Source organism: Dactylosporangium sp. NPDC000555 (assembly GCF_040300025.1).
Lineage (GTDB): Bacteria > Actinomycetota > Actinomycetes > Mycobacteriales > Micromonosporaceae > Dactylosporangium.
The window spans coordinates 1-25858 of the sequence record NZ_JBEPDB010000045.1 but is presented as its reverse complement, the minus strand read 5'-3'; the positions used below and the strand labels follow the sequence as shown (position 1 = coordinate 25858).

Here is a 25858-nt window from a genome sequence, read left to right as displayed (position 1 = left end):
ATGGCCCGACGGTCACCGGTGCACTCGAACCATCATCAGCTCGAGTGAGATAAGGGTGCACCAATGAGCGGCTGCCGCGTGCGGTGACGATGAGCAGCTCACGGCGCAGGATGTGCAGCGCGTCCCGCACGGTATCCCGGCCACACCCGATCGGTCTCTGCTCAAAGCCTTGTCTGGACGGAGCCCACGTTGGTTGCGAGGTCTGCGGTGGCGTCGAGCACGATCTGGCGGAGGCCGGGCCACGGTGTTTCGGCCTCGAAGTACTGCAGGAAAGCCCTGAGGTAGCGCAGGTATCGGGGATCGGTTCGTTCGCTGTCGCCGAGACGGTGCAGGATGGCGTCGTAGCTGGTGACTCGCAGTTCGACTGCCATGCAGTCGTCGGCGTGCGCGGCCTGCCCGATCGTGGCCCGCAGTCGCCTGATTGAGGACTCAGGATCTACAGCGGTTTCAGCTGGCCCGCCGGTGGCGAGGTGCGCCCGGGCGGATGCAGCGACGGTCCGTGGTCCTCGGTCGACGAGTACCACCGTGCCAGGCCCTCTCAATTCGAGGTGACGCCGAATGTCGGCCAAGCGATGGATACAGGCGTCGATGATGGCGATGGCAACCTCGGCAGCTGAGGTGCTCATAACCCAGGAGGCGAAGTCAGTGGGGGCGGTGACCGCGGGTAGGTAGTGCCAGAGAGGGTCGGCGACGTGGACCGTGGGGGCCGGCAGGGATTGCGCGAGTCGTTGGATCATGGTGGTCTTCCCGGCGCCGTCAACGCCGTCGACGAAGACCATCGGCATCGGGCACCTCACCTGGACGGAGACTTGTGGGCCGCGATAACCGAGCCGCCGAGTTCGATCATCTCGGTGAGGGCGTCGGGCACACGCCTGGCGAGGTGGGCGGCGGTATCGGCTGACTCGGCGCCCGCACGTCGGAACGTGTCGTACTCGCCAAGCAAGGCGCCGAGTTGGCTGCTCGGCCAGCCGCATTCCAGGACACGCACGACGTCCGGCAGGCGCAGCGAACCATCGGGGTTCTCGTTGGTGACGATGATGCGGGCCGTGCTGCACGCGATGGACAGCAGCCGCCGATCCCGGTCACGCCCGCTGCTCCAGCGGGTGCTGCCGTGGGCGGCGTGTTCGTGCAGCAATTCCAGGCTGGACAGCAGCTCGACGGTCGCGGGGGCGGTCGCGGGGGCGACGCCGGCGATCACGGCGACGTCGGTGCCGACACGGCGCAGTGCGGCTTGTAGCTTCATGTCGGGTACCGGTCCTGGCGAGCGGACATCGTGCCCGTGTTCGTCAGCAAGACGGAGCGACACGCGAATACCGTGGCAGGCGCTGAACTCCTCGACCATGCCCGACAGCCCGGCGATGAGAGGTGAGGCTTCGGGCAGGCCCCAGCCGATCAGGTCGATGTCACTCCAGCCTTCGACGTAGTCGCCGCGAGCGGCTGAGCCGCACACGCCGACCCCAGCGTCTGGCTGCTCGGCGAGGATCGCCGTGGCCTGGTCGGCGACGTCCCGGATCACCCGGTCAAGCAGGGTGCTGAACGGCAACGGCCGATGTTGCCGCCATGAGACGATGTCCGCGGCGCGGCGGAGGTATTCGCCGAATCCAGCGTGGCTGGCCTCATCACCGGCGGTGTCGAGGTCGATCCAGCGGGCGGTGGTGAACCCCTCCTCGCCGCGGGTGAGCGCGGTGGTGTCGTCAGCAGCGAAGAGGAACCAGTCGACGGTCTTCGCGGCGGGAGTGCCGTCGTTGTCGGTGAAGCGGTATGCCTGCTGGCCCAGGTAACCCGCGTAGATGACGTCGTGGAGGCCGGCCTCCTCGGCGACCTCGCGCAAAGCGGCAGCTAAGGGCGCCTCGCCGGGCTCCAACCGGCCCTTCGCCGCGACCGTCTGCCGCTCGCCGGTGACCCGAACCTGGTCCAGCAGGAGGGTGCGGGGCTGCCGCAGGTCGGTGGTTACGACGATCGCCCCGGCGGAGGCATACTGGCGCATCACGTCATCCCTTCATTCGATTGTGTCGGTCGTCAACCTGATCAGGACTGCGTCGAGGTCGGCCAAGAAGCCGGGATAGTCACCGTCGTTGTCGATCCAGTCGTCCGCGAGCGACCGCCACTGCTGCCACTGCTCAACCACTCGTTTCCGGGCGTCTTTGCGATCGATGGCGGCGGCGGCTTCCTCCGGGCTGATGCCGGCATTCGCGGTCAGCCTGGCGATGCGGTTGGCGCGCGTCGCTGCGATGAAGACTATGCGAGCCGGCCCGGTCCAGGCTCGCCTCGTCGCCTTGGCGAGTTCGGCGTCGATGAAGCTCTCTATGACCAACGCATGCGGGGCGCCGGACTCGTACAAGCGCTGTACCAGCGTCAGAAACTCCTGATGGTCGAAACCTTCGCGCATCGGTACACCCTCGTGGGTGACCGGTCGGCCGCTGGCCAGCTCGGCGAGGATTGATCGGATCTTGACTCGGCGTGCGTGGTGTTGCTGCGCGAAATAGCTGCCGGCGCTGCTCTTGCCGGACTCGCTGGTACCGGCTAGGAGGATCAACCCTGGTGCCATGCCAGCAGTTTCGTGAAGCGATCACCGGCTGCGGCGACGCTGACCGGTAGGTCGGCCGGGCCGCCGATACCAACCCTAACCGCGGGAACTGTCACAAGCGCGTCAAGCACACGCTCGGTGTCGTACGTGGGTACGGCCGATCGGGTGTGCAGGGGCATGCCGTCGGCGGTGGCGATCTGTTCCGGCGACTGGAAGATCGAGACGTGATCGAGGCTGGGATCGGCGAGTTTGCGCACATGGTCAGTGACGGCGCAGTGCAGCAACCGGCGTGCCGCAACTGGTGGAACGTCCATCGTCTCGCCAGCTGGTAATGCCCGATCTGGAATCAGAATCATCCGCAAGGGCGCTGCCTCGATTGCCCTGCTAGTGATGCCGTGAAGGTCGGCCTCAAACAGTAGCCGCCTATGGGCGTTTTCGGTCAGCAGGTGCGGAGCCATGTCCGGGCGGACATGCCACGGCCATTGCGGAGCGGGCAGCACGGTGACATTCGGTCCGGCCATCACGGCGAACGTGAACTCGTCGACCATCAACTGCCCGTATCGCGCGGCGAGTCCCAGCGCAAGTGATGTCTTGCCTTGACCGAGGCCACCGTCGAGTACGGCTATCGCATGGTCAGCGGAGATCGCGAAGGCACTGCCGTGCAGCAGGACGGTCAACGTGTTGGTCTGACAGTCGGCCGCTTCGATGAAGGCGACACCTCGGGCGAGCGCTTGCAGCAAGCCGATCTCGGTTGTGGCCTGATCGTGCTCGGCTCGTCCAAGCGGAAGGGTCAGCGACATGGTCTTGCTGCCAAGATGCAGAACGAACCGGGCTCGATCGCCGGCAGTCACGAAGAGCTGATATCCGGACGCCGGGTCAACGGCTTCTTCCGTGATGCAGCCTACGAAGTCGCCGACGCTGCACTCGGCAAGACCGTCGACATGCAATTCGACAGCAAGGTCACCTATCCGCACCAGCCTCATGACGGCCAGCCCGGCTTCGTCGCCACGAGCCACATCGAATAGCCACCGTGGCGCGGACGTATCGGTATCCGCGTGCCCGCCAACAGCGATTCCTCGCCGGTGACCGTGGCATGTTGGCCCAGCTTGGTTGTGGCAGCGAGCTGCTGCATCTCGCGGACCGTAGTGAGGTGGGCGAAGCCGGGTGCGGCGCCCTCGGCTTTGTTGGCCAGGTAGAGGATGTCCCGCGCCGGGATCGGCGCCGACCGTTGCCTGCCTTCACCGTGCCACCGCAGAAGCCGCGCGTACTGGTCGAGTACGTTCGCGATCCGCACCAGCCCGAACCGGCCCCGGTAGTACCAGTTGAACACCTCGACGAACACGGAGCCGCCCGGCGCGCAGACCCGCCACAGCTCCGCCAATGCCTCGATCCGCTCCGCGACGGTTGGCAAGGCGTTGAACGAGAAGCGCAGGCACCACACCTGTTCGAAGCTTTCATCAGGCAGCGGAAGTTCGGTCATGCTGGCGCAGATGAACTCAGCGTCCTGGCACCTCTGCCGGGCGACGTTGATTGCCGCTGGGTTGATGTCCACGCCGACGATCCGGCCGCCGCGGTCGGTGATTGCCTTCGTAACTCGGCCAGCGCCGCACCCGACGTCCAAGATCCGCGCGCCATGGCCATACCGGTCGAACAGGTACTCCTCGCACGAACGCAACGGGGCGGCGCTGTAGAAGCTGGTCTCTCCGGCGTAGTGCAGTTCATTGAGCGCTCGGATCATCCGCCCGTATCCGTCTTCGGACAGATTTCGTTCGAGGGTTCGGTTCCCGACCATATCGATGTCCGCCTTTCATCTTGAATCGAGTCCAGCAGTGGCCAGCGCATTGGGGGCAGGGTACTGATCAGTGAATGTCGGGAACTGCAAACACCAACCCGTGAACGTCGTGAACTTCGGCGCGCAGGCGAATCGGGTCGGACACGTCTGCCACCGTTCGGGTACTGTGCGATGGAATCGATTGATTGGGGGACATCGATGAGCGATACCTCCGCCGCGCTGGCCGACCTGCTGCGGTTGGCCGAGTGGGGACCGCGCCAACTCGTGAATGCGATCAACACGCGTCTGTCCAGCCAGGGCCGCGAACGTCTACGATTGGACCCGACAGCTGGCTACTCATGGATCCGACGAGGATTCCGGCCACGCCCACCGATCCCCGATGTCGCCGCCGCGGTGCTGACCGACCGGCTCGGCTTCACCGTCACCGTCGAACAACTGTGGCCCAGCCACGGACCGGCACAGAGTCGACGATCGGCGGCGACCGGACTGGACGCGGTCACACATCTCGACGACCTCGTTCGGGAACTCAGCCACCTGGCCACGACCTCACCGACACCGCGCAGTCCCATCGAAGACGCCTCGGGCGCCGATCTCACTGCTGCGGTCCTGGATCAGCTGCGCGGCGCGGTCGTCGTTGCCCGGAATCGGGCAGGTCATGAGTATGTCCTTGCCGAGCAGGTCGACCTGATCGAGGCGCATGTCGCTGCGTTGCGCCGATTGGACGATCGGCACGGCGGCGGTGCCCTCAGCCTTCGGTATGTCACGGCTGAGCTGCGCAACGTTGTGGATCTCGTCGAGTACGCCAACTATGACCTGGCGGCCGGCCGCAGGCTCCTGGCGATCGTTGCCGATCTCGCACAACTGCTCGGCTGGCTGCACTTCGACTCCAGCCGGTACGGCTCCGCCGAGCGATATCTGCTGCTCAGCATTGGTGTATGCCGGGCACTCGACGCACGGGACCGAGCCGCGAACGCCATCGGCATGCTCAGCTACGTCTCGGCCTTCGCCGGGCACCGCCCCCAAGCCGTACGACTCGCCGAAGCTGCCACCGCGGAATGCCGCACCGCCGACCCGATCCTGCGGGCACGACTGCTCGGCCGGGAAGCGACTGCCGCAGCAGCTGACGGCGACTTGGCCCGGTTCCGGCGCTGCGCCGATCAGGCTGCCGAGCTGCTGGAGCGCAGCCGAACGCAGGACGGACCGTCGTTCCTGTACTACCTCAACCCGATGCAACTGGCCGCCGAGGCCGGCCAGGGCCTGGTCATACTCGCCGAACAGACCACCACGAGCCGTAACCGGTTGCTTTCGGAAGGAATCGAGCTCCTCACCGACTCGGTCGCGAACATGACCTCGCCATCGGACACCGGCGGCCCTACATATGCCCGTTCGGGGCTCCTCCACACGACCTTCTTGGCCCAAGCCCACCTGCGGCGCGGCGACTTGGCCGAGGCGGTCTCCGCCTTGCGGACCTGCATCGGGCTACTGCCGTTCGTGCAGTCACCACGCGGGCGCAACTACCTGCGCCAGCTACGACCCGTCCTGGCACGCCGATCACGCTCCCCGATCGTCGCCGAATTCCTACCACAGTTCGATGAGGCATTATCGACCGTATGACGAGCGATCTCACCATGCCGGGCACGTGCGCTGAGCTGGCTGGCGGGATCACTTTCGTCGAACGCGAAGTCAACCATCCCGATGCCGCACACCTGCTGGCCGCCTTCTACCAGGAACAATTCGGGCGCTACGGTTTCGCGGAATCTGTCGACCTCACACCGGACGACTACGCCACGCCGAACGGCATCTTCATCGTGGCCTACAGACATGACCTACCGGTGGGGTGCGGCGGCTACCGCTGGTACAACGACAGGACCGCCACAGTCGAGATCAAGAAGACGTACCTCGTTCCCGCCGCGCGAGGACGAGGCATCGGCCACGCGCTGCTCGCCCGTCTGGAACGTATAGCGATCGAGTGGGGCGCCTGCCACGCCATCCTGGAAACTGGTGTCCGCAACAAGGCCGCCCTTGTCCTGTTCACCAGCACCGGATACAAGCCGACTGCACGCTACGTCCCCGGACGTGACCCGTCGATTAACCGGGCGTTTGTGAAGACGCTGGCCGGCTCAACCCGCCTGCACGCCCGGTCCGGGTGAGCCACCGTCCGATAATCGCTGACTCCTTCTCCGCCGCGATGCCATGCTCGGCGAACCGCTGATGGTCGACGGCGCGGCCACCGTCCCGCAGCCACGCCCACGTGTCATAGACCGTGTCGGCGAGCGGGCGGCACCGTAGACCGGCAGCGTATGCACGATCGACATTCATGCCCCATGGGGCCGCGGCGTTGCGCCATAGCGGCAGTTCCGTCCACTGCGTGACCCCCTGGCCCAGCAGCCAGTCCTCGTCGACCCAGACCAGCTCAACCTGTCGTTGGGCGGATACAACGGTGGCTTCCATACAGGCGTGCAGCATGAGGCTGTAGGAGGCCGCCTCCGCCAATGGGGCCACATTGAAGAGCCCTGAATCGCCGCGCTCGACGCAGTCGAGCAGGAACTGCGCAAGGTCCCGGACATCGATGGGCTGGATCGCTCGATCCGGGGCCGGCGCCAGGACTTGACCGCCCTGCCGCATCCGCGCAAGCCACCACGGCAACCGTCCGACATATTCATAGCGGCCAAGCACCACATGTGGCCGCAGCACGAGCAGCCGCCGCAGACCAAATGCCTCCTGGCAGGCGATCTCGCAGCCGACCTTCAACGGACCGTAAGCGTCCGGATCCCAACGGCGCGTGCCCGGGTCGTTGTCAGGATCGGCGTCCCATACAGGTGAGTTCTCATCGACGGGAGCGTGTGGCCATTCCCGATAGGCCGAGATTGTCGACACAAACACGCAGCGCTCGGCGACGTCGGCGAGCGCGCTGGCCGAGCGTCGAACCACGGCTGGGACGCTTCCGCTCACGTCGATGACCACATCCCACGGACCAGACCGCGCGAGAGACCGAACATCGGCCGCCGATTCGCGGTCACCGACGATCCGGCGAACGCCTGCAGGCAGCGGCGACGGAGTGACGCCCCGGTTGAACACTGTCACGTCATGCCCACGTCCGGATGCCTCTTCGATGACGGTCCTGCCAACGAACCAGGAACCACCAAGCACCAGTACCCGCACCTGGTCATTGTGCTGGCTCTGACCTCGCGCGGGGAGCGGTCCAGCTGGAGGTTCACGGAGTTCACGTGGCGGTCCACAGTGTTCCCGCTGTTCACGGGCGTCGTTCATTCCCACGATTGCGGACAGCTGGTCGACTGGTGAGCGCGAACGCCACGGCCCTCGGCGATCGGAGCCGGCAATCCAACCGAGCAAGTCGCCGTCGCCGCTCCGGCTGAAGCAGCAGCCGGTTCAAACGGTTCCAGCACAGAGCAAGAGATCGGCGCGTCAGGCGGTGACGCGCGGATGGGTCATGTCCGTCGACGGCCGGTCGGCGGGTTCGTGGAAGTCAGTCGATTGGGAGGACGAGATCGTGAGTACGGCACAGCAGATACCGGTTCCTGTGGGAGGCCCGTCGCCGGTTGGTGGGTATCGGCCGGAGTTGTGGCGGACGCTGGGGTTCAAGGATCTGGTGTTCTATGGGTTGATCTTCATGGTGCCGATCGCGCCGTTCGGGATCTTCGGTGGGGTGTTCCAAAGCTCCGGTGGCATGGTCGCCCTCGCCTATGTGATCGGCATGGTGGCGATGGTGTTCACGGCGGCGTCGTACGCGCAGATGGTGAAGGCGTTCCCGTTCGCTGGCAGTGTCTACAACTATGCCGGTCGGGGGATCGCGGCTCCGGTCGGGTTCCTCGCCGGGTGGTCGGTCCTGTTGGACTACCTGTTGGTGCCGAGTCTGTTGTATCTGATCGCGGCGGTGGCGATGCACGCGGTCGTGGGAGCGGTGCCGGTGTGGGCGTGGCTGGTCGGGTTCGTCGTGTTCAACACGGCGACGAACCTGCTCGGTATCCGGATGACGGCCGCGATCACCCGGGTCATGCTCGTCGGTGAGGCGATCGTCCTGGTCGTCTTCCTGGTGGTCGGTGTTCGGGCGCTGCTGGATGGGCGGGGTCGTGGCTTCTCGTGGGAGCCGTTGTTCAACTCGGGCACGTTCACCTGGCCGTTGGTGTTCGGCGCGGTCTCGGTCGCGGTGCTGTCGTTCCTGGGTTTCGACGGCATCAGCATGCTGGCCGAAGAGAACCGGGGTGGGCCGGGCCAGATCGGTCGGGCGATGACGGCCGCGCTGGTCTTGGCGGGTGTGTTGTTCATCGTGCAGACGTGGGTGGCCGCGCTGCTCGTGCCCGACCCGGCGGGCCTGTTGGCGAATGGTGATCCGGATGGGGTGGCGTTCTACGACGCGGCCCGGGTGGCCGGCGGTGGGTGGCTGGCGACGTTGTGCGCGGTCGCGACCGCGATTGCGTGGGGTGTGGCGAACTCTCTCGTCGCGCAGGTCGCCACGTCCAGGTTGCTGTTTGCGATGGCCCGTGACCGGCAACTGCCGTCGTTCCTGCGGAAGGTGTCGGTGCGGCATGGTGTGCCGGCGAACGCGATCGTGCTGACCGGGGTGTTGTCGGTGGGGATCGGGTTGTATATGGCGTGGCGGGAGGACGGGATCTCGCTGCTCGCCTCGCTGATCAATTTCGGCGCCCTTGCCGCGTTCCTGACCCTGCACATCGCGGTGGTCTGGCATTACCTCGTTCGGAAGCGCAGCCGCAACCTGTGGTCGCACTTGCTGATGCCGGCGGTGGGGTTCGCGATTCTGGCCTATGTGGCGGTCAACGCCAACGTCGCGGCGCAGCGTCTCGCCCTCGTCTGGGTCGGTATCGGCGTCGTGGTCCTGGTCGGCCTGTACGCGGCGGGCCGTCGTCCGGTGCTGTCCGGCCTCAACCAGGAGCGGTCATGACCAACGCCAGGAGCGCCTCCGTTGCTGGCGTTGTCGACTTCCAGCCGGACGCGCCGGCCGTCTACACCTTCGGCGGTGCCGACCCGGTCGCGATGGTCAAGCCGGGCCAAATCCTGCGCACCTTCACCGAGGACTGCTTCGGCGGTGCGGTACGCACCGTCGACGATCTGCCATCCCGGGTGTGTGAGCGGTTCAACCCGGTCACCGGCCCGTTCCACGTGGACGGCGCCGAGCCCGGCGACACCCTCGTGCTGCACTTCGCGGCGATCATCCCGGCCCGTGACTGGGGCATGTCCGCGACGTTCCCGCACTTCGGCGCCCTGACCAGCACGCACACCACACCGACGCTGCAACCCGCGTTGGAGGAGCGGGTCTGGCAGTACGACATCAACCTGCAGGCCGGCACCGTGCGCTACGCCGCCCGCCGCTCGGACTTCGCGGTGGAGCTCCCGCTGGACCCGATGCTCGGCACCGTCGGTGTCGCCCCGGCCGGTGGGGAGGTCCGGGCCAGCATCGTCCCGGACGCCCACGGCGGGAACCTCGACATCCCGGAGCTGCGGGCCGGGACCACCCTCTATCTGGGGGTGAACGTGCCCGGCGCGCTGTTCGCGCTCGGTGACGGCCACGCCCGGCAGGGCCAGGGCGAGGTGTGCGGGGTCGGGGTCGAATGCGCGATGCGGGTCACCGTCGCCGTCGACCTGGTCAAGGGCGTTACCACGCCGTGGCCGCGGATCGAGACCGACCAGCAGCTCATCTCGGTCGGCGCGGCCCGCCCGCTCGAGGACGCGTACCGGATCAGCCAGCATGACCTGGTCGGGTGGGTCGCCGAGTTGACCGGCCTCGAGGTGTTGGATGCCTACCAGTTGGTGTCGCAGGCCGGGCGGGCGGCGCCGGGCAACGTGTGCGACCCGCTGTACACGATGCACGCCGCGATCGACACAGCGGTCCTGCGCGGCGCCACCGCCTACGGTGGCGTACATCGGCGGCTGCGCGGGCTGGCCGCGACGTTGTGGTGACCGGCGATGACCTATCCGATCGGTGAGAAACCGCCGCCGAACCTGCGCCAGCCGCTGCGGGTGGAGTTGTTCTTCCTCACCCATTCCGAGACCGGGGAGCGCCTCGCGAGCCCCGCCGCGGTGGGCGTCGCACTGGCCGGCGCCGTGCTCATCGACGAGCTGTTGCGGCCGGTGGAGCGGGTCCGGGTTGTGGAGCGGCGGGTGTTGGTGACCGAGGCGGGGGTGTCCGGTGACCCGGTCGCCGACTGGGCGGTCAGCCTGCTCGCCGGCCCGGTCAGCCGGTCGGCGTTCGCGCCGCCGCGCCAGTCGGTCCCGGTGCGCGACGCGGTCCGCGCCCTCGCCGTGGACGCCTACGAGCGCACCGCGGCCGGCATGTATGCGGGGAACCTTATCGTGCAGACGTCGCATCGGCGGCTCGGCAGGGGGCGGCGCCGGTATCCACCGACCGACCCGAATGTGCTCCCGCGGGTGCGGGGGCGGCTGATCAGCACGCTGACCGGCTCGATCCGCCCGGACGCGCAGACCGACGCCCTCGGCGGGCTGATCCTGGCCCTCGATCTGATCTCCGAGCTGTATCTGGACGGCTTCGGCCACGATGTGCGGGCGTTGCTGGGGCAGATGCTTGAGCGGATCGGCAGCGACCGTCCCACCGCGCGTCAGGTCGTCGCCGAGACCGACAGCCTGATCGGCGAAGCCGCCGTCTCGGTGTACGGATGACCGCGACGACAACGCCGCGTGGAACCTCGCGCCCAGTGGCGTGCGTCCCCCAGCCGGCCGGAGCACCCGGTCCGGGGACGCCGGACGGCGGCTGCACCCTCCACCGCCGAGGGTTGGCCGCCGTCCCACGCGGGGCGGCCCGTCCGCGCCTCCCTGGACCGGGCCGCCCCGCACCCACACCGACCAGCTCCTGCCCGGCCCGGCCGGCGATGAGCAGGCCGTAGGCGCCGCCAACCGCCGTGCCAAGCCCGGCCGGCCCCGACCTGAGACGTCTGTCCGTGACGGCGTCTCACCCCAGGTGAGGGCCCATGGCAGCGCGCCGCCCCATCCCGATCAGGGGCCCGGATGGGAGGCCGCCCCGGCCCCACCCTCGGGCCGCCCGCACCGCGCCATCTCGCAGCTCAACGCGGCGCGGGCGGCCCACCCACACCCCCAGCAGCCAGACACACCAGCTTTCGAAGAGGACAGAGCCGATGTTCCGAACCGGCGCGGGCCGAACAACGCCGATCACATGGCTGTACCAGCGGCTCCGTCTGCACCCGCCGCGGCGACGGCCGGTCTTCCCCGGCGAACCAAACAACCACCGACGGCCGCCGGGACACCTACCGCAGCCACGATGGGATTCCATGAACCGACAGCCTCAACGGTCCCGCTGGATCACCAACCTCTCCCAGCTCCTGGCCGCCGCGACGATCGTCGGTGCGCTTGCCAGCGGCGCAGCCGCGGCCTCGGCTCCCGATCGAGGCGACCCCGCACACGATGCGCCGGCCGCACTGCATGAGGTGTGGGGTCGTCCATGAGCCGGATCACCGTGCTCCGGCACGCCGCAGCGTCGGCGACCACGCAGGCGATCATCGACCGGTTCCAGCGCCTGGCCAGGAGCAACGATCACCGCGTCGCGGTCATCGACGGCGGCCGGGCCGTCACGTTTGGGCAGCTGTGGCAGCTGGCCTACCAGTACATCGGCTACCGGCCGCCCACTCGCGCGATCGTGCCCATCGTGGCCCAGCCGACCGCCGACACGATCGCCGAGGCCCTCGCGGTGTGGCTCTGCGGCGCCATCCCGCTACCCATTCCCCTCGACGTCCAGGCCAAGTCGCTCGACACATTGATCGACCAGGCCGCCCGCACCGCGCACTGGTGTCAGCCGTGGCGGGCCCACCTGCACACCGCCGCCGGCGGCCGGCACCTGTGGGTCGCCGGCGGCGAACCGCCCACCAACCCTCGGCTCGGCGACGCCATCGGCCTCACCCCAGGCGGCACCGCCCTCATCACCGCGCCACTGCACGCTGCCGCGATCTTCGAAACCGTCATCCGGCAGCTCCTCACCGCCGGCACCGTCGTCCTGCAGCCCGACTTCACCACCGCCGGCTGGCTACACACCGCCACACAGACCCACGCTGACTGGGCAGTCCTCGCCCCCGGCCAGATCAAAGCCCTCCTGCGCACCCGGGAACAACGCCCCGGCCGGCTCGGCACTGCCACCCAAGCGCTCCGCCGTGTCGTGGTGCCCGCCACCGTGCCCCTGCCCGGCGCCGGCAACCACCTGGCCGACTTCGCGACCGCCGCCGACGTCACCGTCACCACCTGGTACCACGCACCCGCCTACGACGGCGCCACCACCACCCCAACCGACACCACACTCACCCCGCTGCCCGGCCTGCGACTCCGCACCATCGACCCAGCCGGCCAGCCCACCCCACCCGGCGTCCCCGGGCTCATCGAAGCCGCCAGCACCGACTGCACCGCCGTCGCCCACCGCGCCGACCAACCCTGTCCACCCGCCTCGGCGTGGCGGAGCAGCGGCGACATCGGCACCCTCACCGCCAGCGGACGGCTCACCCTGCACCGGCTCGAACCCGCCGAGCGCTACCTCAGCCCCACCGGACAGCGTCGCTGCGCCGCGCTGCGCCGCACCGTCACCGCCCACCCGGACGTCGTCGCCGCCACGGTCCACATCGTCCCCGACGAACACAACCGGCCCCGCGCCCAGCTGCGCATCTGGCCGCGCCCCGGCCTCACCACACCACTCACCGCGGCCACGATCGCCGCGCACTGCACCGCACACGACACACCCGTGTTCGCCCACCACATCCTGGTGACCGCAACTCGTACCCGCGACACGAGGGCGGGTGCCTGATGACCCCCACCGCCGCGCTGCCCCCAGCGGCCGATCCGGACCTCTGCGTCCTAGTCGACCCGCTCGCAACGCTGACCGGGCTGTTGCTGACGCTAGACGGCCCTGGCTGCGACGGTGGCGACTGCTCCACACCGGCATTCCACGACCGCAGCACCGGCATCTGGCGGCACCTCCGCGACCTGTCCCGCTGCCGCGCAAACCGCCCACAGCGGCACGCCAGCGCACACAGCGACACCGATCTGCCCGGGGCGCGACCGTGAGCCAGGTGAACCATCGGTCGCGGCGCTGCGCAGCGATTCGCGGACGTGCGCAGGGGTGGCTCGCACGGTGGAACCGGCCACCCACCCGGCGACAGCTTGGCGTCCTGGTCGCCATCGCCGGACTGTGCACCGCCGCGCTGCTGCCCGTCATGGCCGCATGCATCGCCTACACCGCCGCCCGCGACACCGACCTGCAGCCCATGCACGCCCGCGAGGATCTCCACACCGATCCGCCAGCCGCGATCCTCCCTGCGGAGCCACCAGCATCACCGGCCGCCGGCGGCGGCGGTCGCGACCTGCAGGTGCTGCCGTGACACAGTCCCTGGACGAGCTCCTCGACACGGCCCGGGAACACCTGGCCGGATGGCGGTTCGAGGCCGCCCGGCAGGCACTGCGCTCCGCCTACACCGCCACACGCACCGACTCCACCCCCGGTGCGGAGGCGACGGCCGCGCAGATCGCCGTGCTGTACGGCGAGGTCCTCCGCGACACCAACCAGCTCACCACCGCCATCAACATCCTCGAACCACTCGCCGCCGACCTCCACACACGCCGCGGACCCGACGACCCACTCACCGTCCAGGCCTATGCGGTGCTCGGCGCTGTCTACCACGACCTCGGCCACCTCGACCACGCCCAACGCTGCTACCAGCAGGTCCTCACCAGCCGGGCCTCACCCCACAGCCCAGCCGGCCGGGCCATCCGCCGCACCGCAGCCAACCTCGCCTTCCTCCACCACGACCAGGGCGACCACGAGCAGGCACTCCGCGAACTCACCGCCGCCCACGCCGCCATCTACGCCTACCAAGGCGCCGCCAACGTCGACACCCTCCACATCGCCGCCGAACTCGCCGCCCTACTCCATGCCCACGGCCACACCGACCAGGCCCAGCAACTGCTCCACCGCAGCCTGCACCACGCCCAAGCCGGGCTGGCCGGCGACCATCCCCTCATCGCCCTACTCGGCACCGACCTGCGCCACCTCACCACACCGGCCAGCCGGCACCGCCGCCACACCCCACCGCCCGCTGCGCCAGCGGCACAACAGCACCGATCACCGTGGCAACCCGCCAACCTCAACCGAACCGGAGCGTGACCATGCAGCAGCACCCGGCCACGGACCATCTCAACCAGCGTCCTCGCCGAGGCAAACCGGCACAAATAGCGGCATGACGATCGGTCAGCTCGCCTGGCAACTGCTCCGTCTGATCGTCCGCGGCGGCAGGAACCATCGCGTCGTCTTCATCCCGATGATCGCCGACGCGCGGCTGCGACACGCGGTACAAGCACACGCGGGTACGCAGGAGTGCTCGTACTACGCGTGGAACCCCAGCCCGGTGACGTGTTCGCCTACCTCCACCTGGAGGAGCTTCCGTGACCAGCGGCCCCGCAGTACCCAATGCGAATGGCGGCTGCGCAGCCTCAGCAACCGCGACACCTTCCACCCTCGCCATCCCCAACCCATATGGAGGACAGCGTCATGAGCTCCGACCACAGATCCGACCCGATCTACGTCAAACTCGCCGATACCCTGCGCGAGCAGATCACCACCGGCCACTTCCCGCCCGGCACGCTCCTGCCGTCCTCAAACGCCATCAGCGAACGCCACCACGTCGGTCTGGTCACCGTCCAGCGTGCCCTGCGACTGCTGGCCAACGAAGGACTCATCGACACACAACGCGGCACACCGGCCAAAATCCGGGCACAACCTGATCGCGCCACCATCCCGCTCACCGTCGGCGATCGACTCATCGCCAGAATGCCGACCCCGCGCGAGGCCCGAGACCACGGCCTGCCCGCCGGCGTGCCCCTGCTCGAAATCCACCACCCCACCGGCACCATCACCACCGTCCGCGCCGACCGGCACAACGTCAGCGCGTGACGCCGTCGCCGGTGCCGTAACCGACCCGTACGCGAAACCGGCGCCAACGCCGCGGTCGGGTTCAGGTCGTGAGCTCGAACGACCCCACGTCAGGGTCACGACCTCGGTATTGCAGCGCATCGCTGGCTCGCTTCCGCGCCTGGCGCGAACCGGGGCAAGGTGGCTCGTGGTCCACACCGAAAGTTGAGCTATAGGGCCATGTGGCCCGATAGTCAGTGGCATGGACGAACCCGACTTCACAACGATGGGCTACCAGGCTGTCGCGGCAGTCCTCCGGCAGGAGATCCTCGACGGCGGATACCCGCCCGATACGTACCTGCCGGCCGAGGGGCAGTTGGTGGCAAGGTTCGGGTGTGGCCTGGACACCGTGCGGGACGCGATGCAAGTCTTGCGCCGCGAACTGCTGATCGTCACCGGACGGGGGCGGCGCTCCCGCACCCCCCGGGTCGTGGACCCCGAGGTCCTTACGCTCCCGGTGGGCGCACAGGTCACCGCCCGGATGCCCTACCAGACGGACCTCGAGCAACTCAGATGCCGAGCCGAGATGCCGCTGCTACAAGTCACCACCCCAACCGGTGCCGTGACGGTATACCCGGCCGATCGGGTCCTGCTCGTCACGCCTAACCCGTCGCCGCTCGTGACCGGCCGCACAGCGACTGCGGGTCCGATGCAGGCGCCGTCGGCGTCGTGACCGCGATTCGCCGGCATCGACGAAGCGACCCCGGTGCGCTACCCCCGGCGCGGTGCTCGACGAGGACACCGGAACCTGGATCTCCGAGGCCGAGGTCGCCGAAACGGTCTACAGATCCTCGCCGGCGGCGAACCGCCAGCGCTGCCCGCCGGTGACCGTGACCTTGAGCCAGAGCCCGCGGAGGTTGCGATCCTCGCCCGACCCGAAGGCCGGTCGCAGCGGCTGGGATGGGGGCTGTCACCCGGACCCCAGCCAGATCAGTTGCGATCCTCGCCCGACCCGAAGGCCGGGCGCAGCGCCGGTCGCGGCGGGCACCGACGCGACCGAGGTCATGTTGCGATCCTCGCCCGACCCGAAGGCCGGGCGCAGCTGACACGGAATCACGTGGTCGTGGTGTATCACACCGTCGACGTTGCGATCCTCGCCCGACCCGAAGGCCGGGCGCAGCATGCGCCAGCCGAGCTGCACCGCGGTGACGATCCCCGCGTTGCGATCCTCGCCCGACCCGAAGGCCGGGCGCAGCGTGCGAAACGCGGGCAACATAGCGATCCGCCCGCCGCTGAGTTGCGATCCTCGCCCGACCCGAAGGCCGGGCGCATCAACAGCACGCCCTTCTTGGCGTCGGTGTCCGCCTCGTGGATGTTGCGATCCTCGCCCGACCCGAAGGCCAGGCGCAGCCAGCGAGGCCGTGGGCGGTGGTGCAGCGGGTTGCGGGGGTTGCGATCCTCGCCCGACCCGAAGGCCGGGCGCAGCTAGCGGTCCACAGCACGCCAGCTCCAACCACCTGTTGCGATCCTCGCCCGACCCGAAGGCCGGGCGCAGCGGCGGGGCCGATGATCATCCACTCGTTGTTGGCCTTGTTGCGATCCTCGCCCGACCCGAAGGCCGGGCGCAGCCCGGTGCCCGACCGTGTCAGCCCCGGCGCCAGGCCGGAGTTGCGATCCTCGCCCGACCCGAAGGCCGGGCGCAGCAGGAGGCCCGACGCGTGGCCGACCAGCGCGCCGCCGACGCGTTGCGATCCTCGCCCGACCCGAAGGCCGGGCGCAGCCCTCGTTCATGGCGTCGTAGGCGGCGCCGATCAGGTCGTTGCGATCCTCGCCCGACCCGAAGGCCGGGCGCAGCACATCGACGAGGCCGCCAAGCTAGCGCCGCAGTTCGAGATGTTGCGATCCTCGCCCGACCCGAAGGCCGGGCGCAGCCTGCTTGTAGTCGGAAACGAGCGGCCCCGTCTCCTTGTTGCGATCCTCGCCCGACCCGAAGGCCGGGCGCAGCCGCCGGCGGCCACTGATGACCACACCCAACCAGCCCGTTGCGATCCTCGCCCGACCCGAAGGCCGGGCGCAGCACCGCCTCACCAGGTTCGGTGCCTACCTCGTGGCCATGTTGCGATCCTCGCCCGACCCGAAGGCCGGGCGCAGCTGGCGGGCAGGTCTGCCAGCTGCGCGCCAGCTGGCGGGCAGGTCTGCCGGCTCGACCGACCGGTCGAAGTTGCGATCCTCGCCCGACCCGAAGGCCGGGCGCAGCCTTGTCAGCCGCGCGCACGAAGTACGCACCAACCTGGAGTTGCGATCCTCGCCCGACCCGAAGGCCGGGCGCAGCGCGGACAGGACCTCGGTTGCGATCTGCGACGTGGCCAGACCGTTGCGATCCTCGCCCGACCCGAAGGCCGGGCGCAGCCCGGACGGGTCGGTGGTCTGGTCGTGCGCGCAGATGTTGAGGTTGCGATCCTCGCCCGACCCGAAGGCCGGGCGCAGCGCGGGATGTTCGCGGTCGGCCTGTCGTGGTTCCACCGGTGGTTGCGATCCTCGCCCGACCCGAAGGCCGGGCGCAGCCGCCGGCCCCGGGGTTTCAAGCTTGGAGGTCCGATGTTGCGATCCTCGCCCGACCCGAAGGCCGGGCGCAGCGCATGACGAGTCCGCCGCCCGCCGTATCGCTGAGTTGCAAGTTGCGATCCTCGCCCGACCCGAAGGCCGGGCGCAGCCGGAAAAGTCGGGCCCGGTCATCCACATGCGGCTGCCCGTTGCGATCCTCGCCCGACCCGAAGGCCGGGCGCAGCCTCCCTCGGCGAGCTCGCCGCCGCCTGGTCCTGGCTCGGCGTTGCGATCCTCGCCCGACCCGAAGGCCGGGCGCAGCCTGGGCGGCCGCCCGATGGGGTGTCGCCTGGCCCTTGTGGTTGCGATCCTCGCCCGACCCGAAGGCCGGGCGCAGCGGCCGCCAGCTCACCGTCGAGGGTTCCGGGTGCGAGGTCGTTGCGATCCTCGCCCGACCCGAAGGCCGGGCGCAGCTTTGTCCACCCAGCGCTTCATTCCCTTGGGGTTCTGCGTGTTGCGATCCTCGCCCGACCCGAAGGCCGGGCGCAGCGGCAAGCCCTACCAGCGCTTCGGCGCCTGGCTCGCCAAGTTGCGATCCTCGCCCGACCCGAAGGCCGGGCGCAGCCCGCGACCTCCACTCGCGCGACATCCTCACCTCGTACGGTTGCGATCCTCGCCCGACCCGAAGGCCGGGCGCAGCACGAGGGCAAACGCACCCACAACGTCATCGAGTGGTGGTGGTTGCGATCCTCGCCCGACCCGAAGGCCGGGCGCAGCCTGCGGGTCGCCGATCGCAGTGCCGCCGGCGAGCGGCGAGTTGCGATCCTCGCCCGACCCGAAGGCCGGGCGCAGCCTCAGCAGCGACCTCAAGCATCTGACGCCCGTCGCGGCGTTGCGATCCTCGCCCGACCCGAAGGCCGGGCGCAGCGAGTTATCGCCCAGCCCAAAGCGAGTGCGAGCCCGAAGGCGTTGCGATCCTCGCCCGACCCGAAGGCCGGGCGCAGCCGCCAGCCATACCGCTGTACACGCGGGTAAACACCGCAGCGTTGCGATCCTCGCCCGACCCGAAGGCCGGGCGCAGCGCCAGTCGACGGCCGTCGCTGTGAAACCTCGCCCCAAATCCGTTGCGATCCTCGCCCGACCCGAAGGCCGGGCGCAGCATACGGCACCGTCGATCAGTTGTACCTCAAGTTGATCTACGAGTTGCGATCCTCGCCCGACCCGAAGGCCGGGCGCAGCATGAGCGGGCGGGTGCGGGCGATGTCGCCGAGTGCAAGGTTGCGATCCTCGCCCGACCCGAAGGCCGGGCGCAGCATCAGGCTAGGCACGACCACACCAGCCTGAACAGTGTTGCGATCCTCGCCCGACCCGAAGGCCGGGCGCAGCGCCCGGCTCGGAGCAGTACTACGTCACCCCACGCAAGGTGTTGCGATCCTCGCCCGACCCGAAGGCCGGGCGCAGCGCGCCGACTACGCGCGCCTTGCCGCCCCCTCGCCGAGTTGCGATCCTCGCCCGACCCGAAGGCCGGGCGCAGCGTGTCCATGTAGTCGCGCAATTTCAGCTCTTGATCGAGTGTTGCGATCCTCGCCCGACCCGAAGGCCGGGCGCAGCTTCCGAACGGGTTGTGGTTACTACAGGTACGTACGTAGTTGCGATCCTCGCCCGACCCGAAGGCCGGGCGCAGCTTGAGTTCGACGACGGCCTGCCCGCCCGGCCCGGCGATGTTGCGATCCTCGCCCGACCCGAAGGCCGGGCGCAGCTCGAGGTCGAGGTCGAGCCTGAGATCGAGGTCGACCCGTTGCGATCCTCGCCCGACCCGAAGGCCGGGCGCAGCGGCACCCGCTCACCTGCACCATCACCGACGACGACGGGTTGCGATCCTCGCCCGACCCGAAGGCCGGGCGCAGCGCCGTGGTCGACGCCCCGGACTGGCGCACGAAAGCGGCGTTGCGATCCTCGCCCGACCCGAAGGCCGGGCGCAGCGACAGCCCGCCGCTGGTCGATGGCGTTCTGCCGCAGCCGGTTGCGATCCTCGCCCGACCCGAAGGCCGGGCGCAGCGGGCTGCATAGCGACCGCGAGAGGCCGACTGTCCCCCGATGTTGCGATCCTCGCCCGACCCGAAGGCCGGGCGCAGCCGATACACACCCCATAACATCGTTAGGTACACGCCGTTGCGATCCTCGCCCGACCCGAAGGCCGGGCGCAGCGGATCGCGAACAGGAAAAATAGTCAGGCGACGATGCTTGTGCCGCCTGCTTGCGATCCGTTTTGTCGATCATATCCAGATTCTTTGCTTCGGAACCGTCCGCGTTTCGGTGCGGACTCGGGGTTCCTAGATCACCAGTGGACCTCGCGGATCGACATCGCGGGGTCTGCCGAGGTGTTCAACATCGTCGAGGGCGTTGGCCGGCAATCGGTAGATGCGGATACTGTCCTGCAGCGGGTCGATGGCGGCGTTCAGCGCGGCGACCAGCCGAAGCTTGTCGGTCTCTCGGCAGACGACTTCGAAGACGGACTTCTGTACGCGGTGCCCGTACGCCTCGCAGATTTTCGCGACCTTGTGCAGGCGGCGTTGGCCTTGCGGGGTGATGGTTTCGACGTCGTAGGTGACGAGCAGGTCCATGGTCAGTTCACGGTCCACGGCTGGTACGTGTCCAGATCGCCGCGCAGGTGGCGGGCGAGGAGGCGAGCCTGAACCAGGGGCAGCAACGCTGATGGTACGTCTCGGTTGAGCTGGGCGTGGCGCCAGTCCCGTCGGCGGCTGTGCTGCCATGCCCCGAGGACGGTTTTGCGGCCGGTTTCGGTGAGTCGGTATCCGCCGTTGGGCAGCTGTTCGAAGTCGGTGCGGGCGAGTTCGCGGCGGTTGAGCATGGTGAGCGCGAGCCGGTCGGCCAGCAGCGGTCGGAATTCTTCCATCAGGTCCAGGGCGAGGGCTGGCTTTCCTGGGCGTACGGCATGCAGGAAGCCGATGTAGGGGTCGAGTCCGACCTGTTCCAGGGCGCCGTGTACGGAGATGCGCAGCATGCCGTAGAGGAAGGACAGCAGACAGTTGAGCGGGTCGGTGGGGGGACGCTTGGTGCGTCCGGACGCGTTCCACTCCGTGGGGTTGGTCAGCAGGTTGGGCATCGCGGCGAAGTAGTCGCGGGCGGCGATGCCCTCGACGCCGAGGACTTCATTGGCGCTGGCGGCGTCGCCGAGCAGCGTGAGGCGTGCTGCGAGGAGGTCGGCGCTGGCTCGCAGGGCGGTCTGGCGGTGTCCGGAGGTGTCTCGGGCGGTGCGGAGCAGGACCTGGCGGGCGTTGTGGATTTTCCCGGCGACCATGGCGGTGGCCAACTGCAGCCGACGGTCCGGGGAGTCGGCGGCGCGGTATTGGGCTTGGCGCAGCAGCGGGTTGCCGGTGGTAGGGCCGACGAGCCGGGCCCGGAACCGGCCGCTGCTGGTCAGCCAACTGACGGACCGGCCGTCGTCAGCGCAGCGGAGCAGGAGGTCGTCGGTGGGGGTGACACCGGCGAAGAGGACCAGGTGGTCGAGGCGGACGAGCGGCAGGAGGTGGCGTCCGGTCTGCTCGGGGTGGAATACCCGTACGGTGTCGCCGTCGAGGTGGAGGCTGGTGCCCGGCGTCTGCACGTAGAGGGTGTTGAGTAGTTCAGTCACTCCACGCTCCCAGTGGTCGCGGGGTCAACAGGTCAGGTACGACGTGCCGGCGCCCGTCGGTCAGTTCGGGGAGGCAGTCATCCCGCAGTGAGCATCTGCGGCAGCGGGCGTCGTTTCGTGCCGCCGGCAGTGTCGCGGCGGCCAGCAGTTCACGGACCGCGGCGGTGGCGTTGATCACCGCGTCGAGCAGATCGGCGGTGATGGGCACCGGGTGGCGGCGGCGTTCCGCGACCGAGTAGATGTAGCCGGTCGGCACGTCGAATCCGGCTTCGATCAGGCAGAGCGCCTGTCCGGCCAGTTGCAGTTCGGCGGGGCCGCCGGGCTGGTAGCGGCCCACCTTGTACTCGACCGGCGTGGCGGTGTGGTGTTCGAACTCGACGACGTCGCAGATGCCGCGCAGGCTGTGGATTTCGCTCCATACCGGTAGGGAGCGGATCGTGGTGAGGCCACGGCGACGTTGGATGCCGGGCAGGTCGACGGCGGTGTGGCTGAGGTCGCCGCGGACCGTTTCCGCGTTCTCCGACCAGACGCCTTCGACATGGATCAAGGCGGTCTGCCGCTTGCAGTACGCGACATGTTCAAGAGCGGACAGCGGCACCTCCTGCACGCCGCTGTCCGCTCGCGCGTCCTCGGTCACGGCCAGAGGTCGACCAGCTTGGTCAGTTCCACGCCGTCGGGCAGCGGTGATGCGTCCCAGACCCGGGTGTAGTCGGTGTGGGTGCGCGGCGCCTTGTCCGGATCGACGCGGGCGAGGGTGAGCCGCTGGGTGAGCGCGGCGGAGGGTGCGACGCCCAGGGCGTCGCGGTGGCTGAACACGTAGAGCCCGCAGAGCTTCATCTCGCCTCTGGTGGCGGCCCGGTCATGGTCGAACATGACGCCGATGGCCTGCCACAGCACCGCGAGGTCGTCGCTGGTCACGCCGGTCTTGCCGGCCCGTGGGGCGGAGAAGAACGCGTGCGCCCGGTACAGGCCGTAGGGGACGGTCCACTTCGAGCCGATTTCGGTGCGTTCCCCTTTGTCGACATCTTCTTGGCGGGTTTGGGTGACCCGGGTGATGGTGTGGTCGGTCGGCAGGACGGGGTCGATGCTGCGGGCGAACGTGAGCTGCAGCGGGCCCCGGACCTGGCCGGCGCCGCCGCTCCTGCCGGTGCTGAGCACGCCGCCGAACATCCGGATGTCGAAGTAGTGCTGGCACAGCCACTGTTGCGCCTCGTCTGTCTTCCCGGGGTTGGCCTTGAGCGCGGCCTCGATCCGGGTGTTGAGCGCGTACCCGGCCTCGACGAAGATGCCGTAGCGTTCGTCGTCGCCGCGCAGCAGTGACACCGTGTCGCGGATCTTGCGTTTGATCGCCACGTCGGTGACCAGGCCTTGGCCGGTCTCGTCGTCGGTGCGTGGCTGGTTGGCCGCGTCCGGGTCGCCGTTGGGGTTGCCGTCGGCGACGTCGAAGAGCAGGACAGCGTCGTGGCGTCGGGTGGGGTCCAGGTGGGCGGTGGTCATGCCTCGTCTCCTTCGTCGGACGTCTGCGGCTGCTCATCGGGCTCTGGCGGCAGGTCGGTGTTGGTCTGCTTGGCGGCTGCGGCGGTGCGCTCGGTGCGCAGGGCTGCGCGTTGCTGGTGGTAGCCGAGGATGAACTGGGCCTTGTCGGTCAGCACCGCGGTGCCGGGGATCGCGTCGAGTTGCGCAAAGAGGTCGTCGAGGCGACGCTCGTACGCGACAGCCCAGCCCGGCCGGTGAAGCGGTCCACGCAGCCGTTTGAGCCAGGCGGTGGCGGTGCGCCGGCCGGAAACCAGCACGACACGGGGGTTGTCCACGGCCCGGGCGAAGTGGCGCTCGGCGAAGGTGGTGTTCAGCTTCTGATCGGCCACCCGGGAGACGGCCCGTTGCAGGTCGTCCAGGACGGCGAAGATCCGACCGGAGATGTAGGCCGGCTGTGTGTTGTCCACGTGCAAGGTCGGTGTCAGCCTTTCTCGGTCACGGTCGGACAGGCCCGGGTGGCGGCGCAGCCCGAGCCGGATCAGACCGGCACGGGCGGCGTCGAGCCGTCCGTCCGCGCGGATGCGGTGGATGAGGTGATTGAGCAGTTTCGGCGGCAACGGCCGGTGCAGGAGGGCGGCGCCGAGCAGGTCTTGGAAGGTATCCGGTGGTCGGTCCTCACCGGACGCGCCGAACTTCGTCCAAGTGCCGTTGGCCCCGTCACGGCCCCCCTCCCAGCGGCCGGCCACCCGGGCAAGGTGCGAGATACGCGGGTGGACCAGGTCGCCGGAGCGGTCATCGACGATCGCGCAGTCGAGAAACCAGGCCGCGATGTTGGCTTGGATCCTGGGCAGCGGCTGCTCGACCCAGTCGCGGACCACCACCCGGGCCACGTTTCCCCCGACCGTCACCGCGCAGTACGTGGAAAGGTCGTCCACGCTCGATGTTGAGCCCGTGGCCGGTCCGGCGATCAACTGCTGGATGGCGGATTCATCCGGCTGGTCGAGCGCAGCCCACGGGTCGAAGGTGGATCCGCCCAGCACCCACCAGGCCAGCCGGGCGTTCTGCCCGGACAGGGTTGTGCTGTGCCGCGGGTCGGCGAGCAGGCCGGTGAGCGCGGTCATGAACTTCAGGCCGCAGCCCGCGCAGATCGGCGTGTGAGCCAGAAACTTCTGCAGCTCGTAACCGTGCACGGCCTCGTTGACACTGACCAGCGACGCCCCCTGCGTGGCCCCGGGCAGCCAGCGTTGCGGGATCTGTTGCGGAATCGTCTTCAGCAGCGGCTGCGTCCGGCCGCAGACGAGACACAGGCCGCTCGTGCCGGAGTTCTTGCGGTCCCCGGCCACGGTGGCCCAGAACCGCTGGGCTGCGTCGGTCGTGGCCGCATCCTTGCCGGCGACCCGGAAGCGGATCAGGTCACCGCGGCTCCAACCGGGCGGCCGCTCGACCTTGCGATCGTGGCCGTTGTTGTAGAACGCGGTGATGGCACGCCCGGGGCCGTCCGGCTCGGCCGCGGCCCACTGCTCGATCAACGCGCGGAACGCCTCCTGCTGTTTCGCCACCCGATCCGGCTTCGCGCCATCAGTGACCCACCCGAACAGATACTCGCCGTTGTCGACCGCAAGCACGGGCGCGATAGCGACCGTGCGGGTGACCGCTGGCACCAGCCGCGGCGCGCCGAACCGGCGTTGCGGATCGGACCGCTCGGCCGTGTCGGTCAAGTCCCCGTCCACGACACCGTCCGCGTCGATATTGAGGATCCAGCGCACCGACTTGTAGGCGTAGAACGGCGGGATAACCTCGCCGCTGCTGTCGGCATACTCGACCAGTCGTTGCAGCAGCACTAAACCACCTGGTCTTCCGGCAGCGCGAGCTCGATCCCGCGCTCGGGCACATACAGCACGCCGGCCTCGACACGGGCGGCAAACCACTCCATCCGCAGCCGCCCATCCCGCCCATCCCGGTGGATCGAGTGCAGCATGATGCCGACCTGCTCGTTGACCGTCTCGCAGCGCGGCGTGTCATCCGGCCAGCCGAACTCGGCGCTGAACTCCCGGGTACCGAGGTACGGCCGCTGGAAACAGGCGCCTTTGCGGACCCGGCGGCGTAGCTGGTCCCGATACGCCGCGACAGGCTTGTCGGCATGCGCGGCGAGCTCAATGTGCGCATGAATCCGGTAGGCCACATCGCGCAGACAGACAGCGTTGCGCTGATCGCGGTTCGCGGCCGTATCCACCCGTCGAGTTCCCTTGATCGCCTCAGCCAGCGGCGCCACATCCGAGGTTTCGTTCCGACGGACGGTGAACTGTCGGACCGGCTTGAGCACCTCGATCGCCACGATCTGGTAGCGGATCTCCGGCTTCCAGAAGATCGATTCAAGCACCCCGACAGCAGCCGACGGCGTCATCACCGGATAGCTGACCCGCTCAACCTTCAACTCCGGCCGGGAAAACAATGCAGCCTCGCCACTGACCTGCACAACTACCGGAAGATCCCCGTCAGCACTACGACGCAGGGTCAACCCATTGACCACATCCGCCGTCACGACATCATTCCCTCCATCAAAATCGCGAAGCGCGCCCGCGGTTGTTGGACTGCTCGCCGCTCCGAACGGTCCACCGATCGCATCCGGCGCCCATCATGGACCACGGGTACGACACTTTCCGTCCGCCGAACTCATGATCGACAGCTGTCGGCCGCATCCGCCTGCATCAACCGGGTTGCACATGACCGCCCCACAGCAAGGCGACCTGCGTACTCGTCGACGCGAGCCGACAGCGGTATTCCAGTCAGCCAGAGATGCTTGAACCGGTCAACATCCCCGAGTCCAGTTCCGACGAACCGCTCGTCGTGGGGGGGGGGGGGGGGGGGGCCCCCCGCCCCGAGGTTTTCGAAGCCACAAACACCCCCCACCAGGTTAGTAGATACACCCCGACGACGACGCGAGCCCCCCACACCCCCCCCCACCACCCC

General features: G+C 68.8%; 23 protein-coding genes and 1 CRISPR repeat array. Of the genes, 11 read left to right on the top strand and 12 right to left on the bottom strand.

What is annotated here, in order from left to right; genetic code table 11:
• Positions 1-161: 161 nt before the first annotated feature.
• Genes ABT297_RS24955 through ABT297_RS24940 form a run of 4 tightly spaced genes read right to left on the bottom strand, consistent with a single transcriptional unit; the run spans position 162 to position 3075 of the window.
• Positions 162-779 (bottom strand): hypothetical protein, encoded by a 618-nt coding sequence (locus tag ABT297_RS24955; protein ID WP_350553767.1) that lies wholly within the window; start codon positions 777-779, stop codon positions 162-164.
• Positions 780-793: 14 nt separating this feature from the next.
• The gene (locus ABT297_RS24950) at positions 794-1987 is read right to left on the bottom strand and encodes an NUDIX domain-containing protein (RefSeq protein ID WP_350553765.1); all 1194 of its coding nucleotides are present in this window, start codon (positions 1985-1987) and stop codon (positions 794-796) included.
• A gap of 12 nt (positions 1988-1999) precedes the next feature.
• Entirely contained in the window at positions 2000-2548 is a 549-nt protein-coding gene (locus ABT297_RS24945) for a hypothetical protein (RefSeq protein ID WP_350553762.1), read from the bottom strand.
• Entirely contained in the window at positions 2533-3075 is a 543-nt protein-coding gene (locus tag ABT297_RS24940) for a hypothetical protein (protein ID WP_350553760.1), read from the bottom strand. Before ABT297_RS24940 ends, ABT297_RS24945 begins: the two co-directional genes overlap by 16 nt.
• Positions 3076-3123: 48 nt before the next feature.
• On the opposite strand from ABT297_RS24940, the gene ABT297_RS24935 reads away from it, so the two are divergent.
• On the top strand, positions 3124-3552 hold the full coding sequence (locus tag ABT297_RS24935) for a hypothetical protein (protein ID WP_350553758.1): 429 nt from the start codon (positions 3124-3126) through the stop codon (positions 3550-3552).
• Here ABT297_RS24935 and ABT297_RS24930 read toward each other — a convergent pair.
• The gene (locus ABT297_RS24930) at positions 3507-4265 is read right to left on the bottom strand and encodes a class I SAM-dependent methyltransferase (protein ID WP_350553757.1); all 759 of its coding nucleotides are present in this window, start codon (positions 4263-4265) and stop codon (positions 3507-3509) included. The two genes, ABT297_RS24935 and ABT297_RS24930, sit on opposite strands and share 46 nt — an antisense overlap.
• Positions 4266-4517: 252 nt before the next feature.
• Here ABT297_RS24930 and ABT297_RS24925 point away from each other — a divergent pair, with 252 nt between their 5' ends.
• Positions 4518-5933, top strand: a complete 1416-nt coding sequence (locus ABT297_RS24925; RefSeq protein ID WP_350553755.1) for an NsdA family TPR-like regulatory protein — start codon at positions 4518-4520, stop codon at positions 5931-5933.
• Positions 5930-6469, top strand: a complete 540-nt coding sequence (locus ABT297_RS24920) for a GNAT family N-acetyltransferase (RefSeq protein ID WP_350553753.1) — start codon at positions 5930-5932, stop codon at positions 6467-6469. The genes ABT297_RS24925 and ABT297_RS24920 overlap by 4 nt, the downstream gene beginning before the upstream one ends.
• Here ABT297_RS24920 and ABT297_RS24915 read toward each other — a convergent pair.
• Entirely contained in the window at positions 6408-7481 is a 1074-nt protein-coding gene (locus ABT297_RS24915; protein ID WP_350553751.1) for an NAD-dependent epimerase/dehydratase family protein, read from the bottom strand. The genes ABT297_RS24920 and ABT297_RS24915 overlap by 62 nt on opposite strands.
• 289 nt (positions 7482-7770) lie before the next feature.
• Here ABT297_RS24915 and ABT297_RS24910 point away from each other — a divergent pair, with 289 nt between their 5' ends.
• The 8 genes from ABT297_RS24910 (at position 7771) to ABT297_RS24875 (ending at position 15946) form a co-directional block, all read left to right on the top strand.
• On the top strand, positions 7771-9240 hold the full coding sequence (locus tag ABT297_RS24910; protein ID WP_350553749.1) for an APC family permease: 1470 nt from the start codon (positions 7771-7773) through the stop codon (positions 9238-9240).
• Positions 9237-10256, top strand: coding sequence for an acetamidase/formamidase family protein (locus ABT297_RS24905; protein WP_350553747.1), 1020 nt, complete (start codon positions 9237-9239; stop codon positions 10254-10256). The genes ABT297_RS24910 and ABT297_RS24905 overlap by 4 nt, the downstream gene beginning before the upstream one ends.
• A gap of 6 nt (positions 10257-10262) precedes the next feature.
• Complete coding sequence (locus tag ABT297_RS24900; RefSeq protein WP_350553745.1) at positions 10263-10973, top strand: GPP34 family phosphoprotein; 711 nt, start codon at positions 10263-10265, stop codon at positions 10971-10973.
• Positions 10974-11769: 796 nt separating this feature from the next.
• Positions 11770-13113 carry a class I adenylate-forming enzyme family protein gene (locus tag ABT297_RS24895; RefSeq protein ID WP_350553743.1) on the top strand — a complete coding sequence of 448 codons (1344 nt, stop codon included), beginning with the start codon at positions 11770-11772 and terminating at the stop codon, positions 13111-13113.
• 265 nt (positions 13114-13378) lie between these two features.
• Entirely contained in the window at positions 13379-13687 is a 309-nt protein-coding gene (locus ABT297_RS24890; RefSeq protein ID WP_350553741.1) for a hypothetical protein, read from the top strand.
• Positions 13684-14469: a tetratricopeptide repeat protein gene (locus tag ABT297_RS24885; protein ID WP_350553739.1), complete on the top strand. Its 786-nt coding sequence runs from the start codon at positions 13684-13686 to the stop codon at positions 14467-14469. The genes ABT297_RS24890 and ABT297_RS24885 overlap by 4 nt, the downstream gene beginning before the upstream one ends.
• A 384-nt stretch (positions 14470-14853) precedes the next feature.
• Positions 14854-15255 (top strand): GntR family transcriptional regulator, encoded by a 402-nt coding sequence (locus ABT297_RS24880; protein WP_350553737.1) that lies wholly within the window; start codon positions 14854-14856, stop codon positions 15253-15255.
• Between the two features lie 220 nt (positions 15256-15475).
• On the top strand, positions 15476-15946 hold the full coding sequence (locus ABT297_RS24875) for a winged helix-turn-helix domain-containing protein (RefSeq protein ID WP_350553735.1): 471 nt from the start codon (positions 15476-15478) through the stop codon (positions 15944-15946).
• A gap of 183 nt (positions 15947-16129) precedes the next feature.
• Positions 16130-19965: a CRISPR direct-repeat array (repeat unit 37 nt; unit sequence GTTGCGATCCTCGCCCGACCCGAAGGCCGGGCGCAGC).
• Between the two features lie 125 nt (positions 19966-20090).
• On the opposite strand, the gene cas2 is transcribed toward ABT297_RS24875, so the two are convergent.
• From cas2 to cas5c, 6 genes are read right to left on the bottom strand one after another with little or no spacing between them, the layout of a single operon-like run.
• Entirely contained in the window at positions 20091-20399 is a 309-nt protein-coding gene (gene cas2, locus ABT297_RS24870; protein ID WP_350553733.1) for a CRISPR-associated endonuclease Cas2, read from the bottom strand.
• Positions 20384-21412: a type I-C CRISPR-associated endonuclease Cas1c gene (gene cas1c / locus ABT297_RS24865; RefSeq protein ID WP_350553731.1), complete on the bottom strand. Its 1029-nt coding sequence runs from the start codon at positions 21410-21412 to the stop codon at positions 20384-20386. The genes cas2 and cas1c overlap by 16 nt, the downstream gene beginning before the upstream one ends.
• Positions 21405-22049 carry a CRISPR-associated protein Cas4 gene (gene cas4, locus ABT297_RS24860; RefSeq protein ID WP_350553729.1) on the bottom strand — a complete coding sequence of 215 codons (645 nt, stop codon included), beginning with the start codon at positions 22047-22049 and terminating at the stop codon, positions 21405-21407. The genes cas1c and cas4 overlap by 8 nt, the downstream gene beginning before the upstream one ends.
• A complete protein-coding gene (cas7c, locus tag ABT297_RS24855; protein WP_350553728.1) occupies positions 22046-22909 on the bottom strand; it encodes a type I-C CRISPR-associated protein Cas7/Csd2 in 864 nt (287 codons plus the stop codon). Before cas7c ends, cas4 begins: the two co-directional genes overlap by 4 nt.
• On the bottom strand, positions 22906-24816 hold the full coding sequence (gene cas8c / locus ABT297_RS24850) for a type I-C CRISPR-associated protein Cas8c/Csd1 (RefSeq protein ID WP_350553726.1): 1911 nt from the start codon (positions 24814-24816) through the stop codon (positions 22906-22908). Before cas8c ends, cas7c begins: the two co-directional genes overlap by 4 nt.
• Positions 24729-25418, bottom strand: a complete 690-nt coding sequence (gene cas5c / locus ABT297_RS24845; RefSeq protein ID WP_350553837.1) for a type I-C CRISPR-associated protein Cas5c — start codon at positions 25416-25418, stop codon at positions 24729-24731. The genes cas8c and cas5c overlap by 88 nt, the downstream gene beginning before the upstream one ends.
• Positions 25419-25858: the final 440 nt, after the last annotated feature.